This is a genomic window from Botrimarina mediterranea (genome assembly GCF_007753265.1).
GTDB lineage: Bacteria > Planctomycetota > Planctomycetia > Pirellulales > Lacipirellulaceae > Botrimarina > Botrimarina mediterranea.
Genome location: NZ_CP036349.1, coordinates 5,109,111 through 5,125,804 on the forward strand (window position 1 = coordinate 5,109,111; position 16,694 = coordinate 5,125,804).

The following is a 16,694-nucleotide window of genomic DNA, read 5'->3' on the forward strand; positions in this document are numbered from 1 at the left end:
TTGGCGCCTATAAGTGAACCTTCCTTCTCTGCGTCTCCGCGTCTCTGCGCGAAACCTCCGACGCCGTTCCTCCGACGACTTGCGTCGCCGGCTCGCCTAGGCGTCTCCCTGTTCGGCCATCGCGGCGTCGAACGCGATTGTGCTGGGGGCGAAGTCGATCTTCTTGACGAACTCGGCCGCGTCGCGGGCGCCGTGGTCGCGGTCCATGCCGCTGTCTTCCCACTCGACCGAGAGCGGGCCTTGGTAGCCGACAACGTTCAGCGCGCGGATGATCTCTTCGAAGTTGACGCCACCGTGGCCCGGTGAGCGGAAGTCCCAGCCGCGGCGGGGGTCGCTGAAATTGAGGTGGCTGGCGAGGATGCCGCTACGGCCGTTAAGCGTGACGATCGCGTCCTTCACGTGGCAGTGGTAGATGCGGTCCGGGAAGTAACGGATGAACTCGACCGGATCGACGCCCTGCCAGATCAGGTGGCTCGGATCGAAGTTAAAGCCGAACGCCTCACGCCGCCCGACCGCGTTGAGCGCGCGCTCAGCGGTGTAGATATCGAAGGCGATCTCGGTGGGATGCACTTCAAGCGCAAACTTCACGCCGCACTCGTCGAAGACATCGAGGATCGGATTCCACTGCTCGGCAAAGAACGCAAAGCCTTCCTCGATCATCGACTCGGGCACGGGGGGGAACGAGTAGAGGAACGGCCAGATCGACGAGCCCGTAAAGCCGTTCACGACCTTCACGCCGAAGCGCTGCGCCGCGCGGGCGGTTTGCTTCATCTCTTCGATGCAGCGCTGGTTGACCTTCACCGGGTCGCCGTCGCCCCACAGCCGCGGCGGGAGGATCGACTGGTGGCGGTGGTCGATCTGGTCGCAGACCGCCTGCCCGGCGAGGTGGTTGCTGATCGCGTGGCACTCGAGTCCGTAGCGGGCGAGCAGGTCGCGCTTCTCATCGACGTATCCCGGGTCGGCCATCGCCTTATCGACCTCGAAGTGGTCCCCCCAGCAGGCTAGCTCGAGCCCCTGGTAGCCAAAATCGGCCGCCTTCTGGCAGAGCGTCTCGAGCGGCAAGTCGGCCCACTGGCCGGTGAAGAGCGTGACAAGGCGCGGCATTTCGGTTCTCCAGATGGCTACCCGGTGGAATTGACGAATGACGAAGCCCGAATGACGAACCTGTCGGAGGGGGATAGCCCTGCCGACAGGTTCGTCAGTCGTCATTCGTGCTTCGTCATTGCCGCCGCTAGCCGTGCTAAAGTTATAATTATGAGCAATCGAAAAGGATCTGTAATCGCGGCGGTCAGCTTCTTCCTCACAGCGGCGGCTTCTGCCGGTCCGTCGGTGGAGATCACGAGCCTCGCGGCGCCGCACGGTACCGCGCCGCGGGAGTGGCTTCAACGGCTAGACGAGGCGGGGGCCGGTTCGACCCGGATCGTTTCAGGCGGGTCGGCCGAGCCGCGGATTGAGGAACTGGGCGAAACGCCGAGTGGGACGCCGTTGGTGAAGGTCTATGCGGTGCTGACGCGCGAAGGCCAGCTGGTGCTGCCGGGGTCGAATGGGCCCGAGCGATTCCGCGTCACCGACGGCGCGAAACTGAAAGAGTACTTTAACCGCTTGGCGTCGCGTGGCGCCGAGGCCGTCACCGTCCCGCGCGGCAAGTATGGCCTCACCGAAGCCGAGTTCACCGACCTCTTCACGCGGCTGCAGACGCCACTGCCGAAGCTGCCCGCAGGGGCGACGCTCGGCGACGCCGTCAACGCGGCGGAGCGCGCAGCGCGGTTGAAGATCGAGGTCGATGGCGCGGTGCGTGAAGTGCTTCGCACGAAGTCGGAAGTCGCGGCGACGACCGAGGGGCTGTCGGTTGGGACGGCGCTCGCCGCGGTGCTGAAGCAGGAGGGGCTTGCGCTGCGGCCCGAAGCCAGGGCGATTGGCGAGCCCCCGGTGTTAACCGGGGGTGGGCGCCGTGATCGATTCACACCCCCGGTTAACACCGGGGGCTCGCCGATGATTTTAAGGGTTGTTGCTTTGCGTGACGCTAAGGACCCTTGGCCCGTGGGTTACAAGCCCGAGGGGACGCCGACGCAGACGGCGCCGGGGTTGATGGAATTCCTGACCGTTGAGGTCGAGGGCTACACGCTCGCCGAGGCGTTCGAGGCGCTCGGCCCACGGGTGAAGTGGCAGGACAAGCCGCTGCCGATGGTTTGGGATCAGTTCGTGCTACGAACAAACGCGATCAACCCGGCGACTGTCGAGGTGCGATTTCCTAAGAAGCGCACGTTCTACAAGAGCCTGCTCGACAACTTGGCTTCGCAAGCGCGGCTGGGGCTCGACCTGCGAGTTGATGAAGCGGGGACGCCGTTTCTATGGCTTACGCGGTGAGCCCGTATCCCCTCCCCTTTAGGGAGGCCGTTCTCCAATCAAGTGGGGGGAGAGTCTGCTGTTGTCCGTGACGATCTTGATCTTATTTCCGAAGCAAGTCGTGACGGTACCTTGATCGCTCCTCCGCCGGACGCGTTTCACCCTCCCCTGGCCCCTCCCTGGAAGGGAGGGGGACAAAGGCCGGGCTTCGCTCGACATCAAACTGGGCCTCGACGACCACCGCGGCCACCCATCATCGCGCGCATGTCGCGGCCGGACATCTCGTCTTGGCCGCGGGCTTTGAGTTCGTCGTTGATCATCTTGCGAAACTCGCTGAATTGAGCGCGGGTCTGCGAAGGTATTCTGTCGAGCATCTGCTTGCGACGCGAGTCGCGCTCGGCCTCGGTCATCTGCCCTCGCCCGTCGGGCGGACCGCCAGGGCCAAGATCCGCATCATCGTCACGGGCGGCACGGTCGGCAATGATGTCGGAGGCGCGCCGGGCCGCTTCCTGCCGCAACTGTTCGGGAGTCTGGTTGAAGAACTCGTTCATACGTTCTTGCATCTGCTGTTGCATCTGAGGGCGCCCGCGCTCAAAGAACTGCCGACGCTGCTCGTCGGTGAGCGCTTCGATCTGTGCGCGGAACGCCGCGCGGTCGGCGTCGGTGGCGTTCGGAGAGAACATCACGTCGCGCTGCGCCTCGAGCGCCGCGACTGCGGGATCGACTCCGTCTCCGCGGAACGCCCACACGCCGAGTGCGATCAGCAAGAGAGCGACGATGACGATGGCGGATTTCTTTCTGTTGTCCATGATTGATTTTGCGAGGCTGGTTTCAACGCCTTCTGACGGATGATTCTTCGTAACGCCACCCGAGGCTAGCGCCTACGGCTCAAGATTGCGTCACTCTTCGGCAAGGACCATCGCATCGACGTGGCCGTCGAGGTACAGGAAGTTGCGCGAGCCGTCCTGTCCTTTCGGGCCGTGGACCGACTCGTAGTCGTAGACGATCCACACCTGTGTCGAGCTACGTTGCTCGCCGCTGCGGCGGTCGGCGAGCACTTGCGGGCGCGTCTTGCCGCCGAGGCGGTCACCGGGGTACTCGTAACTGGTTCCTTCGGTCTCGAAGTAGCCGATCTGACTCGTCTGGCCAAACATCGCCAACCATCTGGTGTCGTTGGCGTCGGCGTCAACTTGCAGGGCGCCGTCGCGGTGGAGGTCGTTCGGGCAGCGCCACAGGTCGGCCGAGTTCTCGGCGTAGTCGCCGATCACCTCGGGGAGCCCCGGCCTATCGAGCGGATTGACGGTTACCGGTAGTCGCGGCGAGTCGGGGAACGCCGGGTTTTTGCCTTGCGTTTGCAGGTACTGCTCGAAAGCCAAGCCGACCTGCCGCAGGTTGTTGCGGCACTCGGTGCGTCGGGCCGCGTTGCGCGCCGCCTGCACCGCTGGCAGGATCAGCGCGACGAGGATGTCGATGATGGCGATGACGACCAACAACTCGACCAGCGTGAAACCGTGACGGCGCATAATGAGCGGGACCCATGAGGCCTAAAGGGAGAGCGCGCGGCGTCGCTGCCGCCCGCCGACAGTTCAACCAGGATGACGTTCCTAGGCGCCGCGGAATTTTCGCCGTCGCTGCGTTTGTTAGATTGGGGTAGAAGGGGCGGTTCGGTGGCGGTGAGTCGTGCTTGCTACTAACGCGTCGGCACGACGCGACTCGCTGTCGCTCCGCTTCCGTTCCGCTATCCGAAAATCCGTAACCGCAATCGAATCCTCCCGATGCCCGCCCCCCTGCCCCACGTTTGGGGCGCTGTGACTGTCCCGCCCGGAACCTCGGTGGAGGTATCGCTCGCCGTCTCCGAAAGCTACTCCGGCCTGACGCTGCCGATCCCGGTCTTTGTGCGCCGCGGGTTGGAAGACGGGCCGGCGCTCTTCGTCACGGCGGCGCTGCACGGCGACGAGCTCAACGGCACGGGCGCCGTGCGGCAGCTGATCGGCGATCCGTCGCTGCAACTCCAGCGCGGCACGCTGATGCTGGCGCCGATCGTCAACCTGCTGGGGTTCGACCGCCATAGCCGCTACCTGCCCGACCGCCGCGACCTCAACCGCTGCTTCCCGGGCACCTACGGCGGCAGCCTCGCTAGCCGACTCGCGCGGATCTTGTTCGACGAGATCGTCGGCCGTTGCGACTACCTGATCGACCTGCATACCGCGGCGGTGCGGCGGACCAACTTCCCGAACGTACGCGCCGACCTCTCCGACCCGCGCGTCGCCGAGCTGGCGCGCGCCTTCGGCTCGGAGATCATTGTCGATGGTCAGGGGCCCGAGGGTTCGTTGCGACGCGAGGCGTGTCTCGTTGGTAAGCCGACGATCATTCTCGAAGGGGGCGAGGTCTGGAAGGTCGAGCCGACGGTCGTCGAGTACGCGGTGCGTGGCGTGAAGAACGTGCTGGCGTACTTGGGCATGATCGACCAACCGCCTGTGCCGCCGCCGTATCAAGTCGAGGTGCGCCGCACCGAATGGGTCCGCGCCGACCACGGCGGCTTCTTGCAGATGCACGTCGGCCCCGGCGACACCGTCCTCGCCGGCAGCCCCGTCGCCACGAACACGAGCCTCGTCGGCACTGTCATCGAACGACTCTACGCCAAGCATGACTCGATGGTGCTCGGCGTCGTGACGCTGCCGTCGATCGCGCCGGGCGACCCGATCTGCCACCTCGGCGTCCTCGAAGAGAGCCAGCCCGGCCCCGGCGCGCGGGGCATCGTCAAGACGCTCGGCAACCTGCCGTTCAGTCACCCGCTGAACCGCGTGCTTGGGGACTTGGCGACGAACCTGCTCGTTACTGACGAACCGCCCTACGACTCGGAGGATGACCTCGAGACGGACGAGGGGGTTGGGCATGAAGAAGACGTTTGAGCGGTAGTTGGTAGTTGGTTCGTGCGGGGCTCCGGTTCCTGACGGCCCTTTCCTCGGCGTTTCTCGCCGCTAGTGAAGTTTCTCCGAATCGGTTGGTAACACCCGCCGGCGGCCGCCGCTTCGTCGGTTAGAGACGAAACAAACGGTCGCCCTCACGGGCTCGGCAGACCCCGAAGACGACCTACCAACGCAATCTCGCTGCCAACCGGAGAAATCAATCATGTCGATCAAGAACCTTGCTCTCGCCTTCGCTGCCGCCTTCGCCCTGACCGGTCCGGCCTTCGCCGGCGACCTGATGGACGACCTCTCATCGATGGACGTGGCGTCGATCAACGACTCGGCCGCCGACGTCGAAGCGATCGACCTCGATGGCCTCGATATGGACCAGATGGCCGAAGAGGCCGGCGAAGATTCCGACGCGATCGAGGCCTGCTTCCGTCGCTTCGGCGGCAACCGTGGCGGCGGCTGGGGCCGCTGGGGAGGCCACCGCAACTTCGGCCACTTCAACTACGGCCGACACAACTACGGCCGCTATGTGAACTACGGCTACAACCACTGCTACCGCCCGCTGTACTCCTGCCAACCGGTCGTCACGACCTACACGCACTGCCTGCCGATGGTGACCAGCTACTGGGGTTGCTACTAAGCCGCGTGCCGGCCGCTCGCCCCGATCGCTTGATCGGCAGCGATCCGCCGAGCCCGGCCCCAACCGCCCGCAACCCGTGGCGAAGGTGCCTACGAAGCAGCGAAGCCCGGCGACGCCAACGCGTCGCCGGGCTTTTTTCGTTTGACTGTATCATTCTCTTGCTAGCAACGACGACGCATCATGCCGACGAAGATCACCGCCCAAAAGCCGATGGCGGCCGTCGTGGGCTCGGGAATGAGAATGGCTTTGGCAAGAACGGATTGCCCGCCGAAGTAGGCGCCCAACGAGCCAAGCGAGTACCCGTACTCGACGACCGCACCGACGGCCGGCAGCGGAGCGTTGATCGACATCACAATTAGCCCGCCAGGTTGGGGCGTCGGAGGCATGGGAACCGCGAAGGTCGCGGCGTCCAATCCGGGCTCGAGCAACCTTGGAAAATCGAGCCGAAAGCCGCCGAAGGTTGAGATCGCCAACACGTCGGCGACGGCGTGTGTGCCGCCCATGGCGAGCTCGAACCCCGCCGGCCCGTAGTCGTTCGCCCCGAACGAGGCCTCCTCGCTGACTCCGCTGAGGAGGCGCCTTTCAAACGACGTCAATCGCGGCAGCTCGGGACTCGCGACCCGCGACTCGCCGAACAACAAGGTCACGCTTCGCGGCGAATGGTAGCTCCGGATGCCAAACTCATCCGCCGGGCTGAGCATCGGCGGCGCAAACAGCGACGCCGCTCCGGTGCTCGGGTCGTAAGTCAGCTGGGGACCATCCGCGTAAGCTGCTGCGCCGTGGGTCGAGCTGATCGGATCGACGAAGAGCGTCCCGTCAGGAACCGGCCCCAGGTCCCAGAAGTAAGGCAGGCGTGGGGACGCGGGCGTAAGATCGGTGGTCGTATCGGACGCCCGTAAGCCCGACAGCGCCGTGGCCATGGCGCTCTGAAGACCGGCGCTTGCGTCGCTTGCGACGCAAGCAATCGCCATCGCGACACCCATCAATAGGCGGGACATCAACAAGACTCACAAGTCAGGACGCCCCCCGGCGAACTCTGCCTAACCGTTCCGATCGGCACTCTGCTGGCGCTTGGAACAGCAAAAAGAAGGGGCGTCACCGATTGCCTTCAGAACTACCGCTTCCCATCCGACACGGCCCACGCCCGTGGGTGATCGGTCCAGTACATCGCCGAGGGATCGACGCCGGCTTCGGCGACGTTGAGGCCTGGTTGGTCGGTCGTCGCTGCTTGTGGCGGCGTTGCGGGTGGGAACAGGACACCGAACATCAGCCAGGACATGGCCAGCGTCAGCGCGAGGTTCAGCGACTGGCCGCAGGCGTAGAGCACCAGGGGCTTGCCGCTGCGGAGCGGGCCGGCGAGTTGGCGGAAGTTGGTCTCCAGACCGATCGACGCGAACGCCAGCGCGAAGCACCAACCGCGGAGCGTCTTGGTGGCGCCGGTGAGCGTCGCCTTTGTCAACGCCGCGCCGTCGGGGTGCAGTTCGCTGAGCAGTGAGAAGGCGATCGAAGCGCCGAGGAAGCCCAAGATGAACTTGGGCATGCGCCGCCAGATTTCGGCAAGGGCGCCAGCGAACCCTGAGGGGGTGGCGAGCCCCCGATGTAAATCGGGGGTGTTGCTCGGCGCCTCCTTCCCCGACTCACGTCGGGGGCTCGCCAAAATGTTTGAATTCGATCGCTTGTCGACGACCGTCACCCAGTACGTCGCGACGCCGAGCGCCACCACGCCGATGAGCACGTTCTGGATCATCTTGATCGTCACGGCGGTATCCAATGCCGTCCGATCGTCCTTCGATGCGAGCATCGTTCCGGCCGCGCCGACGGCGCCGGTCGAGTCGATCGTGCCGCCGATCCACGCGCCGCCGACCGCCGGCGGCAGGTCCATCGCGCGGATCACCGGCGGCATCACGAGCATCATCACCACCGTGAACGCCATCGACAGGCCGATCGCCAGCGACAACTCCTCCTTCTTCGCTCGACAAGCGGCGGCCGTCGCGATGGCGGCCGACACGCCACACACCGACATGTCGGCCGACACGACCATATTGAGCGACGGCGACTCGATCCGCAGCACGCGCTGGCCGAACCAGAAGGTCGTGCAGAGCACAACGGGCGTGACGATCCACGCCACCGCGATGCCCGGCAGCCCCAGCGCCAAGAGCTTGCCAAGCAAGACCTCGGCGCCGAGCAGCACGAGGCCGACCTTCATGTACAGCTCGGTCCGCACCGCGGGGCGCACCCAATCGGGCAGGCCGATCGTGTTGGAGATTAGCAGCCCCAGCACGATCGCCCACAGCGGGTAGGCGAGGCCCCAGTAGTTGAAGGTCTTCTGCTCTTCGCCGAGATACGCGACCAGCGCGAGCAGGAAGACAGCGCCGAACGCCGGAAGGAAGCGTCGCAGCGGCGTCCCATCCGCCAGCCGTGACGCCGCGCCAAACGTGATCGCCAACACAGCCGCGGCGCCCGCGATGCCGAACGTTCTGACGCCGAACGCAGGGAGAGGCGAGATTTCCCAAGCGCCGGGTGTCGTGAGCCAGGGCTTCAAGACGCCGGCGTCGCCTCCCGCGGCAAGCACAGCGCCAAACGAGATGAGCAGTAGTAGCCCGCCGAACACGACGGCGAGCCAGTCTTCAGTGAGTTTGGGCATCAACGGGTCGATCTCGTGCGACAAGCTGCGTGGGGCGTCACGAATCCCGCCCCGTTACGGCAGGTCTTATCGCCGAACGCCGCTCGCTACAAGCGCCGCCAGACCCAACGCCAGGCACGCCGTTGACGGCTCCGGAACCGCGTTGCTCGCGGCCGTCGCGCCGTAGTTGTCGGCCCACTCGGCGTACTCGGTGGGCGTACCACCCTGGTCGCGCCAAACGGTGTAGTCGGCGGCGTCGACGACCAAGTCGCCGTTGAAGTCGCCGGCGAGGCCTTCGTCAGGAATCGTCACGAGCAACTCATAGCTAGCGGATTCGTCGTGGGCGCCGACGAAGTCGTAGTCAGGATAGCCCGATACGCCGAACGTCAACGTTCCATCCTCCGGCACAACGCCCTCGATCAGAGAGAGCCTGCCGTCGTACGAGGTGTCCAAGTCATGGTCGTCGTCGAAGGCGATCTGACTACCGAACTCGTTGAACCAAGCGAGCACGGTGTCGATGCCGGCGCCGGTCGGGTCGAGCGTCTCAACGGTAAACGCCTCGCCTGGAGTCAGGCCGGTGTAGGTAAAGAAGTCGACGTCACCGACTTGGAGCGCGTTGTTGATCTCAACATTGTAAGAGCCGTTCAGCCACTCGAAATCGTTGAAGCTATGATCATCGACGGCGCCGGGTGAGAGCATGCCCGAGATCGTGAAGTTATCGACTTCATCGCCGAAGAAATCGAACACCGTGACGTAGGCCTCGTAGTTGCCCGACTCGCTGTGCCCGCCGAAGAAGAACTCGTCGGGGTAGCCGGTCACCGCAAAGTCGATCGACCCGCTGTTGGTGGGGACGCCATAAAGAGCCGATGCATGACCGTCGCCGTAGGGGCTGGCGTCGTCGTCGTAGAATTCGATATCGCCAAAGAACCCGCGCGAGCCAACGATCGTGTCGGGGTTGGCGCCACCGGAGGAACCGAACTCGTCTTCGACGAGCAGCACACCCGGCGGCAGGATCGTCGCGGTAAAGAAATCTTCGTTGGGCTCTTCAGCAGTCGCCGTCGTGAGCGCCGCTGATGCGAGGACAGCGATCGCTGCCAGACCCACGAATGCACGTCCGATCGCCATTGCCTGTGTCTCCCGAAGAGTGGTGCTTCCGCCGATGCTCCCGAGGGAGCGATATGACGCCGGGCGGATTGTAACCCCACCAACTGGCAGCCGGGTATGAATATCGCGGGCTTTTTGTCGCACGTTAATTCCCTTGTCCGTTGGCGCCCCGTTTGCTCCATAGAGGAAACAACCCTAACAGGAGCAAGACATGCCCAAACCTCCCCGCGAACGATTCCAGGACATCCTCGAGACCTTTACTGTCGGGATGCTCGTTACCGAAGGGCCCGACAAAGTCCTCACGGCGCGACCGATGAATGTGGCGGCGATTGATTCCGACGCCGACATTTGGTTCTGCACCCAGGTCGATACTCCTAAGACGGACGACATTCAGAGCCACCCCGATGTGCTGGTCGCCTTCCAAGACTCGGGACGCTATTTGACTCTAAATGGTCCCGCAGAGATCAACCGTAGCCGTTCGAAGATCAATGAGCTCTGGAATGAATCATGGAAAGTCTGGTTTCCCGACGGCCCGGATGATCCCAAGCTAGCGCTTCTGCACGTCAAAGCGACACACGGGCAGTATTGGGACAACAGCTGGCTACAGGGCTTGAGCTACGCCATCCGCGCGGGCCAAGCCTACTGGCGGGGTGAAGAACCTGAGATCCCAGAGGACGTCAACGCGAAGGTTGAGCTGCCGTAAGCTGTGGAGTTCGTCCTAGGGACGGGTCTAACCATTCATCAAAGGAGGTGGGCCATGTCCCCACTCGGTCTGATTCTGCTGATCGTTCTTGTCATGCTCGTGCTCGGCGCGGCGCCGGCGTGGCCACACGCCCGGAACTGGGGCTACGGTCCCAGCGGGGGCTTGGGCCTCGTGCTGGTGATCGTGCTGATCCTGGTCTTGATGGGCCGGATCTAAGGTCGTGGGCGCCTTGTGAAATACCACGGAGCCACCGAGGGCACGGAGAAACGCACAGTGGGGGCTATCTCTATGTGTCCTCGGAGTCCTCGGTGGCTCAGTGGTTAACGAGCGCACAAGCAACCGATAGCGATATCGCGCTGACCCCATGCCGCCCGGAGCATCGCTTCCGGGCGGCTTTTCTTCTGCGCAGAAGCGTTAGGCCGCAGCAAAACCGAGCGATCACGCCCGACTAGAATCAACGCCAGCGCACGGCGGCCCTGTGCGGTGGCTAATTCGCTGAATGACGACAAGTCCGATCGGGTGAGGAATAACGTGCTTCAGACTTTCGTGCGAGTCTCGGCGATGGCTTGCCTGCTGGTGGTTGCATATGAAATGAACGGCGCGATCGCCAACCAGACGGCGATCAAGTTTCTTGTCGATAAGGGCGAGTACGCCAAGGCCGAGGCGCTGCTGCAAGCGCAGGTCGATGATGTTGCAGCGCCAATCACCGGCGACGCCGCTGTGCAGCTCGAAACCATCCGCCGCATGCGGCGGGAGTTTCCCCTCAGCAAAGCGGAGGTGCTGAATCAGGTCCGAGAGACGATTCCCGATGCAACCGCCGAGGACATCGAGCGCTGGACCGAGTCGGGCGACTTGCACCACCGGGTGATCGACGGCGACCTACGCTACTTCCGCCGCGGCGCGTCCAACCTGCCGCGGCTCAACGACGACGCCAAGCGGCGCCGCGACGCCGCGCTCGAAGCGCGGGGCGAGAAGCCCAAGCCGCGGTTCGACCTGCCGAGCGTGATCCGCGAAGTCTACGCCGAGCGCGAGCGCACCGGCGCCGACGAGGTTTATCCCGTTCATCACCACGTCACCTACACGGTGACGGTGAAGGACTCGTGCGACCGCGTCGTCCCGGGGGCGACGGTGCGGGCGTGGCTCCCGTTCCCGCAGGAGTATCGCCATCAATCGCAGGTGCGACTCGTCAGCAGTTCACCGGAGGTGAAGCACACCGCGCCGAATGGCTCGCCGCACCGCACCGTCTACTTCGAAGAGACAATTGGCGCCGATGCGAAGCCGCCGGAGCTGGCGGTCGAGTTTGATTTCGTCACCGCTGCGTACTGCCCCGACCTCGACCCCGCCGCCGTGAAGCCTTACGGCCAGGGCGGCGAGACTTACCGCCAATACACCGCCGAACGGTTGCCGCACATCGCGCTAACTTCCGAAGTCCGCCAACTCGCCGCCTCGATCGTCGGCGACGAGAGCAACCCGCTCCGCAAGGCGCAGCGGCTGTTCACCTGGGTCTCGAAGAACATCACCTGGATCGGCGAGATGGAGTACGGCGCCGTGCCGAGCCTGTCGCTCAAGGGCCTCACGATGCGCTGCGGCGATTGCGGCGTGCAGAACATCTCGTTCGTCACGCTCTGCCGCGCGGTCGGCGTGCCGGCGCGGTGGCAGTCGGGCTTCGGCACGAAGCCCGGCGAAGAGAACATGCACGACTGGGCCGAGTTCTATGTCGAGCCGTGGGGCTGGCTCCCGGTGGACGCTTCGTACGGGTTGCAGAAGTCGGATGACCCCAAGGTCCGCGACTTCTTCTGCGGCCACATGGACCCGTACCGGTTGATCGTGAACCTCGACTACGCCCGCCCGCTCGACCCGCCCGCCACAAGCCTCCGCGCCGAGCCGAACGACTTCCAGCGCGGAGAGATCGAGATCGACGGCCACAACCTGTACTTCGACGACTGGCGGTGGGACCTGAAGGTCGAGACGAAGCGGGTCGAGTGACACGACCCCCAAAAAGGGTGGCTCCCCAGGCGCCCCTCTAGGAGGCTCTGGAAGGCCCTTCTACGGCGTTCGGAAGGGAGGCTTGGGAAACCCTTAGCGAGGCGTCAAAACGCGTCTAACGACCCTCTACGCGGCTCTAAACGCCTGTCCACGACTAAGCCAGGGGGCGTCGGCGCGGGCCCCCTACCCCCCTCCGACAGAGGGGTCGGACCGGGGGCCGTCCGTGAACGTCTGAGCCGGGGGGGCGAGAATTTATTGTCGGCGGCGACCGTTAGAGATTTATCGCCTGACGAGTAGCGTTGATCAAAAGGACACGAACCGGGGGCTAAGGCCCCGCGGCTGATAAGTCTTTACCAGATCAGCCGGCACGCCTTAACGTCCGGTTCTTTCGCTACGATTCCAACTTGCGGCAACGTTGCAAAGAATCGCGAGCCCTCGGCTCAGACGCTGCGGTGGATCGAGCGTGTCTTGAGGCGGCTACTCTTTCGTGTCGTCGGCGGGCTCGAACACGAACTTGTAGCGGAGCATCTTGATCGTCGGCGGACCGCCGCCCGGGATCATTAGCGGAGTCTTACCCACGTAAACGCTGCCGGGCTTGAGTTCCATGGGCGAGCCCATTCGGTAGGGCATCGGCATCAAGACACGTGCCGGTTCGACGGCGACCCGCTTGGGCTTGTCGCCGGTCTCCTTCAGTTTCGTGAGATTGCCTAAATCGACTTCGTCGAAGCCCTCTTCAACCACCCGCGTCCACGCCTCGCCGCCAGGCGTGGGACGGTGTATCAGGCGTGGGTCGGCGGCTAAGAAGAAGAGCCCCTCTTTCGACTGCCGGATGTTTAACCACATCCCGGGGAGCCCCATGTGCGAGAACTGCCCATTGACGAGTTTGAGGTCGGCGACCTGCTCGGCCTCGTCACCCTCGCCATCCTCATCGGCCTTGTCACTCTCGTCGGCCTTGTCACTCTCGTCAGCTGAGTCGGTTTCAACGATCCGCCAAGCGACCCGGACGGCGCCGTTAATCGCCTTCACCATCCGCAACTCAACGGGCTCCGGCGCCCGCATGGCCGCCCCACCGCTGGGGGCTTCGACACGAAAGGTTTGTGAGTCGGGCAGGTGGTCGCTGGCGATCGCGCTGACGAAGTAATCGCCGGGGAACAACTCCTTCGTGGCGACGCCGCTCGACGACGTGGTCAGTTGCATCAGCGACGGACCGCCCCGCGCTGGTTGCGAGGGCCGGAGCGTTAGCCTGGCGCCCGCCAGCGGCTCGCCGTCGGCGCCGCGGATCGCGAAACGCGTCTTCACCAAGTCCTTGTCGCCTCGCTTCTCGGCGCGCAGTTCGCCGGCGTCGCGAACCGTCGTCGCGCCGCCTTGAATCTCGAACTCCTGAGAGGCGTAGGCCGGGTCGGTGAGCCGCAGCTTGACCGTCTCGTCGCGCGAGGAGTTTCGCGCCATGTAGGTGCAGAGGAACCAACCGTCCGCGAAGGGCTCGACGCGGGAATCACTCCCCAGTGGGGCAAGCGACTCGACAGGGACCGCGTCGCCCTTCTGATCGACCAAGCGGAAAGCGGCGGCCAGCAGCGTCTCGTCGGACGGCAGCCCGACGCCGCTGCCGAGTTGCTTGCGGACTTGGTCGTAGCGTTTCACGAACGCCGTCGGCCGCTCTTCGATCGCGCAGCGCTCGGCGATGCGACGCTGCAGCTCCGACGACTGCGCAGGGTACGCGTCGACAATCGCCGCGCGATGCTCCATGAACGCCTCCCGCGCCAAACGCCCTTCGCCGGCGCCGACAAGGCTCTTGGCGTACCAGTAAGCGATCCGTGCGTCCTCGGGCGCCAAGCGGTTGGCCTCGGCGAGCACGCCCGGGTCGGTGACCTCGTTGTCCCCCTTGAGGGCCTGGCCCTCGAACCACTCGAGCAGCAGCCGTTGCGCGCGGTTGTCGGCCGCGGGGCCCTCGATCGCGGTGTGAGCGGCGATCCGTGCGACCTTCGCTTGCGGCAAGCGGAGCGCCGCTCCGCCGACGCGGACGACCAAGTCATCCCCCTCGAACGCGACTTCGCCGACGACCTCGGCGCCCGAATGCAGGGTGACAAGCTGCTCGGCCCGCAACTCCGCGGCAACCAACACCGCCGTCAGCGACAAACAGCCCTGCACGAAGCCGCCCTGTACGAAGCGAAACATGGTCACACCACGGTTAAGCGGGAAGGGATCAAGTTGCCGCCCATCATAGCCATGCCGTCCAGCCCGCGCCGCAGATTTGAGGAAGACCCGGCTCATGTGGCCTGTCCCTCTCTAACGCGTGCGAGAGGTTGGAAGCGGTGCAAAGCGATGGAGTCGCTCACCGTGGAAGGCGTCGGAGGCGTCGCCGACCTGGGTGTGTTAAGCTTGAACGAGTCATCTCGGCTCCGCTAAAAGGATATGGCTCACAGGGTTTATCAGCATGATGTCTCGATCCGCCAAAGTCGCCGCCGTTTTCGCGTTGCTTCTCCAATCGGCGCTGGCGTTGGGCGCCGCGGCTGAAGAGGCGCCAAACATCGTCGTCATCGTCGCGGACGACCTCGGCTGGAACGACGTGGGCTACCACGGCAGCCCGATCCGCACGCCGCGTCTCGACGCGCTGGCGCGCGAGGGCGTCGAGCTCGATCGCTTCTACGTGTGCCCCATCTGCACGCCGACCCGCGCCGGGCTGATGACGGGCCGTTACCCGCACCGCTTCGGGATGCGCAACACGGTGATGGCGCCGTGGCGCGACTACGGCATTCCTGCCGACGAGGCTTGCCTGCCCGAGTTGCTTGCCGCCGCGGGCTACGAGCGCCGGGCGTGCGTCGGCAAGTGGCACCTGGGCCACGCGCGGCGAGCCCATCACCCGTTGTCACGCGGCTTCACGTCCTTCTACGGCCACTACAACGGCGCCATCGACTACTTCACGCACCTCCGCGAAGGAGAGCTCGATTGGCACCGCGGCTTTGAATCGAGCCGCGACGAGGGTTACACCACGACGTTGCTGGCCGACGAAGCGGTGCGGTTCATCGAGGCGTCCGACGGCGCCGCGCCCTTCCTGCTTTACTTGCCGTTCAACGCGCCCCACGCCCCGCTGCAAGCCGAGCCCGACGCGCTCGAAGCGTATGGCTTCGAGGAGGGCCAGAAGCGATTGCCCCATCGCGGCGAGTATGGCCGTCGGGGCCGCGGCGCCACAAAGCGAGCCACCTTCAGCGCGATGGTCACGGCGCTCGACACGGCGATCGGCCGCGTGCTCGACAGCCTCGAAGAGCGCGGACTCGCCGACAACACACTCGTCTGGGTCTTCAGCGACAACGGCGGTGAGGTGCAACTGGGCGGCAACAACAAACCACTCCGAGGCGCCAAGCACACGGTTTGGGAAGGCGGCGTCCGCGTTCCGGCGATCGTCCGCTGGCCCGCCAAGTTCGAAGGCGGCCGTCGCTCGACGGAGCTTGCCGCCTACGTCGATGTACTCCCCACGCTGCTCGCTGCCGCAAAGACCGACGATTCTACATCGCACCAACCGTTCGACGGCGTTGATCTCCTGCCAATGCTAACCGGCCAAGCCGCCGCGCCCGACCGCACAATTTACTTGGGCCAGAACGCCATCGTGAGCCAAGAGTGGAAACTCAAAGACGGCAAGCTCTTCGACCTCACCGACGACCCGAACGAGACAACCAACATCGCCGACGAGCACCCCAAGGTTGCAGCGGAACTATGCGAGGCGCTCAAGCGGTACGAAGCACTCGCCTCGAAGGAGCGAATGCCGGGGTACGCCGAAGGGCGGGAAGGGTTTGTGGCGCCGAAGGACTGGGCGATTGAACGATGAGTCCGTTCAGCCGCCAACGTTCAACGGCAGCGGGATGGTTGAACAGGAACACTAATCGACGCCGCTACGGAGTCGTTGAAGGCGCCTGAGCATTCATCAGGCTTCGCAGCGCTTGATTCACCGCTTCGCTGGTGGGGAATGCCTTCTCGACATCCTCGTCGAAAGCGACCGTACGCTCGATGGTGACCTTCACACCTTCTTTGCGGATCCGCTCGGCGTACTTGCCAACGGCTATGACCTCCATGTTCTCAAGGTCGTATTCCGGGCGCATGTCGTCGTCGAGGTCATCAGGCTTATCCATTTCCTTACTCTTAGCGGATTTGGTAGATAAGGCAATTGTGCTCGTTTGTAGGAGGCGTCTCCGACGCCGATTACGGTATCCATTCCGAATCGCTGTGGTGCGCGTAATCGGCGTCGGAGACGCCTCCTACAGGGAAGCAGCCCTGTCGCTTTGAAAGCTGATCGTCTAGCAGAACGCCAACAAAAAAAGGCGGGCCGACAACTGCCGGCCCGCCCTTGTCGTTTCTTGGCGCTCTTCGCGATGAATTTCT

General features: G+C 64.5%; 14 protein-coding genes and 1 pseudogene. 7 read left to right on the forward strand and 8 right to left on the reverse strand.

Annotation, left to right across the window (positions count from 1 at the left end; all coding sequences use genetic code 11):
• Positions 1 to 96 precede the first annotated feature (96 nt).
• A complete protein-coding gene (locus tag Spa11_RS19640; RefSeq protein ID WP_145115816.1) occupies positions 97 to 1,104 on the reverse strand; it encodes a sugar phosphate isomerase/epimerase family protein in 1,008 nt (335 codons plus the stop codon).
• A gap of 150 nt (positions 1,105 to 1,254) precedes the next feature.
• Here Spa11_RS19640 and Spa11_RS19645 point away from each other — a divergent pair, with 150 nt between their 5' ends.
• On the forward strand, positions 1,255 to 2,367 hold the full coding sequence (locus tag Spa11_RS19645) for a hypothetical protein (protein ID WP_145115820.1): 1,113 nt from the start codon (positions 1,255 to 1,257) through the stop codon (positions 2,365 to 2,367).
• Positions 2,368 to 2,564: 197 nt separating this feature from the next.
• On the opposite strand, the gene Spa11_RS19650 is transcribed toward Spa11_RS19645, so the two are convergent.
• Positions 2,565 to 3,155, reverse strand: a complete 591-nt coding sequence (locus tag Spa11_RS19650) for a hypothetical protein (RefSeq protein WP_145115823.1) — start codon at positions 3,153 to 3,155, stop codon at positions 2,565 to 2,567.
• A gap of 522 nt (positions 3,156 to 3,677) precedes the next feature.
• Positions 3,678 to 3,869: pseudogene (locus tag Spa11_RS23110) on the reverse strand (type II secretion system protein); the annotation flags it as partial.
• A gap of 252 nt (positions 3,870 to 4,121) precedes the next feature.
• Here Spa11_RS23110 and Spa11_RS19660 point away from each other — a divergent pair.
• Both Spa11_RS19660 and Spa11_RS19665 read left to right on the forward strand, forming a co-directional pair.
• Entirely contained in the window at positions 4,122 to 5,258 is a 1,137-nt protein-coding gene (locus Spa11_RS19660; RefSeq protein WP_145115831.1) for a succinylglutamate desuccinylase/aspartoacylase family protein, read from the forward strand.
• A 220-nt stretch (positions 5,259 to 5,478) separates the two neighbouring features.
• Complete coding sequence (locus Spa11_RS19665) at positions 5,479 to 5,904, forward strand: hypothetical protein (RefSeq protein ID WP_145115835.1); 426 nt, start codon at positions 5,479 to 5,481, stop codon at positions 5,902 to 5,904.
• A 161-nt stretch (positions 5,905 to 6,065) separates the two neighbouring features.
• On the opposite strand, the gene Spa11_RS19670 is transcribed toward Spa11_RS19665, so the two are convergent.
• The 3 genes from Spa11_RS19670 to Spa11_RS19680 all read right to left on the reverse strand — a co-directional run bounded on the left by Spa11_RS19670 (position 6,066) and on the right by Spa11_RS19680 (position 9,652).
• On the reverse strand, positions 6,066 to 6,902 hold the full coding sequence (locus tag Spa11_RS19670) for a hypothetical protein (protein WP_145115840.1): 837 nt from the start codon (positions 6,900 to 6,902) through the stop codon (positions 6,066 to 6,068).
• A 116-nt stretch (positions 6,903 to 7,018) separates the two neighbouring features.
• Positions 7,019 to 8,548: a YeiH family protein gene (locus Spa11_RS19675; protein WP_145115843.1), complete on the reverse strand. Its 1,530-nt coding sequence runs from the start codon at positions 8,546 to 8,548 to the stop codon at positions 7,019 to 7,021.
• 66 nt (positions 8,549 to 8,614) lie between these two features.
• Entirely contained in the window at positions 8,615 to 9,652 is a 1,038-nt protein-coding gene (locus Spa11_RS19680) for a hypothetical protein (protein WP_145115847.1), read from the reverse strand.
• Positions 9,653 to 9,842: 190 nt separating this feature from the next.
• Here Spa11_RS19680 and Spa11_RS19685 point away from each other — a divergent pair, with 190 nt between their 5' ends.
• The 3 genes from Spa11_RS19685 (at position 9,843) to Spa11_RS19695 (ending at position 12,320) form a co-directional block, all read left to right on the forward strand.
• A complete protein-coding gene (locus Spa11_RS19685) occupies positions 9,843 to 10,334 on the forward strand; it encodes a pyridoxamine 5'-phosphate oxidase family protein (protein WP_145115852.1) in 492 nt (163 codons plus the stop codon).
• A 54-nt stretch (positions 10,335 to 10,388) separates the two neighbouring features.
• The gene (locus Spa11_RS19690) at positions 10,389 to 10,550 is read left to right on the forward strand and encodes a DUF3309 family protein (RefSeq protein WP_145115855.1); all 162 of its coding nucleotides are present in this window, start codon (positions 10,389 to 10,391) and stop codon (positions 10,548 to 10,550) included.
• Between the two features lie 315 nt (positions 10,551 to 10,865).
• Positions 10,866 to 12,320, forward strand: coding sequence for a transglutaminase-like domain-containing protein (locus tag Spa11_RS19695; protein ID WP_145115859.1), 1,455 nt, complete (start codon positions 10,866 to 10,868; stop codon positions 12,318 to 12,320).
• A 477-nt stretch (positions 12,321 to 12,797) separates the two neighbouring features.
• On the opposite strand, the gene Spa11_RS19700 is transcribed toward Spa11_RS19695, so the two are convergent.
• Positions 12,798 to 14,495: a prealbumin-like fold domain-containing protein gene (locus tag Spa11_RS19700; protein ID WP_145115863.1), complete on the reverse strand. Its 1,698-nt coding sequence runs from the start codon at positions 14,493 to 14,495 to the stop codon at positions 12,798 to 12,800.
• Between the two features lie 259 nt (positions 14,496 to 14,754).
• On the opposite strand from Spa11_RS19700, the gene Spa11_RS19705 reads away from it, so the two are divergent.
• On the forward strand, positions 14,755 to 16,143 hold the full coding sequence (locus Spa11_RS19705; RefSeq protein WP_231933049.1) for an arylsulfatase B: 1,389 nt from the start codon (positions 14,755 to 14,757) through the stop codon (positions 16,141 to 16,143).
• A gap of 64 nt (positions 16,144 to 16,207) precedes the next feature.
• On the opposite strand, the gene Spa11_RS19710 is transcribed toward Spa11_RS19705, so the two are convergent.
• A complete protein-coding gene (locus tag Spa11_RS19710) occupies positions 16,208 to 16,444 on the reverse strand; it encodes a hypothetical protein (RefSeq protein ID WP_145115866.1) in 237 nt (78 codons plus the stop codon).
• Between the last annotated feature and the right edge of the window lie 250 nt (positions 16,445 to 16,694).

Bases quoted from the DNA above. Each gene is read 5' to 3' on its own strand.
- Spa11_RS19690 (WP_145115855.1), top strand. From the start codon at position 10,389: ATGTCCCCACTCGGTCTGATTCTGCTGATCGTTCTTGTCATGCTCGTG.
- Spa11_RS19675 (WP_145115843.1), bottom strand. From the start codon at position 8,548: ATGCCCAAACTCACTGAAGACTGGCTCGCCGTCGTGTTCGGCGGGCTA.
- Spa11_RS19700 (WP_145115863.1), bottom strand. From the start codon at position 14,495: ATGTTTCGCTTCGTACAGGGCGGCTTCGTGCAGGGCTGTTTGTCGCTG.
- Spa11_RS19680 (WP_145115847.1), bottom strand. From the start codon at position 9,652: ATGGCGATCGGACGTGCATTCGTGGGTCTGGCAGCGATCGCTGTCCTC.
- Spa11_RS19640 (WP_145115816.1), bottom strand. From the start codon at position 1,104: ATGCCGCGCCTTGTCACGCTCTTCACCGGCCAGTGGGCCGACTTGCCG.
- Spa11_RS19705 (WP_231933049.1), top strand. From the start codon at position 14,755: ATGATGTCTCGATCCGCCAAAGTCGCCGCCGTTTTCGCGTTGCTTCTC.
- Spa11_RS19710 (WP_145115866.1), bottom strand. From the start codon at position 16,444: ATGGATAAGCCTGATGACCTCGACGACGACATGCGCCCGGAATACGAC.
- Spa11_RS19660 (WP_145115831.1), top strand. From the start codon at position 4,122: ATGCCCGCCCCCCTGCCCCACGTTTGGGGCGCTGTGACTGTCCCGCCC.
- Spa11_RS19685 (WP_145115852.1), top strand. From the start codon at position 9,843: ATGCCCAAACCTCCCCGCGAACGATTCCAGGACATCCTCGAGACCTTT.
- Spa11_RS19650 (WP_145115823.1), bottom strand. From the start codon at position 3,155: ATGGACAACAGAAAGAAATCCGCCATCGTCATCGTCGCTCTCTTGCTG.
- Spa11_RS19670 (WP_145115840.1), bottom strand. From the start codon at position 6,902: ATGTCCCGCCTATTGATGGGTGTCGCGATGGCGATTGCTTGCGTCGCA.
- Spa11_RS19665 (WP_145115835.1), top strand. From the start codon at position 5,479: ATGTCGATCAAGAACCTTGCTCTCGCCTTCGCTGCCGCCTTCGCCCTG.
- Spa11_RS19645 (WP_145115820.1), top strand. From the start codon at position 1,255: ATGAGCAATCGAAAAGGATCTGTAATCGCGGCGGTCAGCTTCTTCCTC.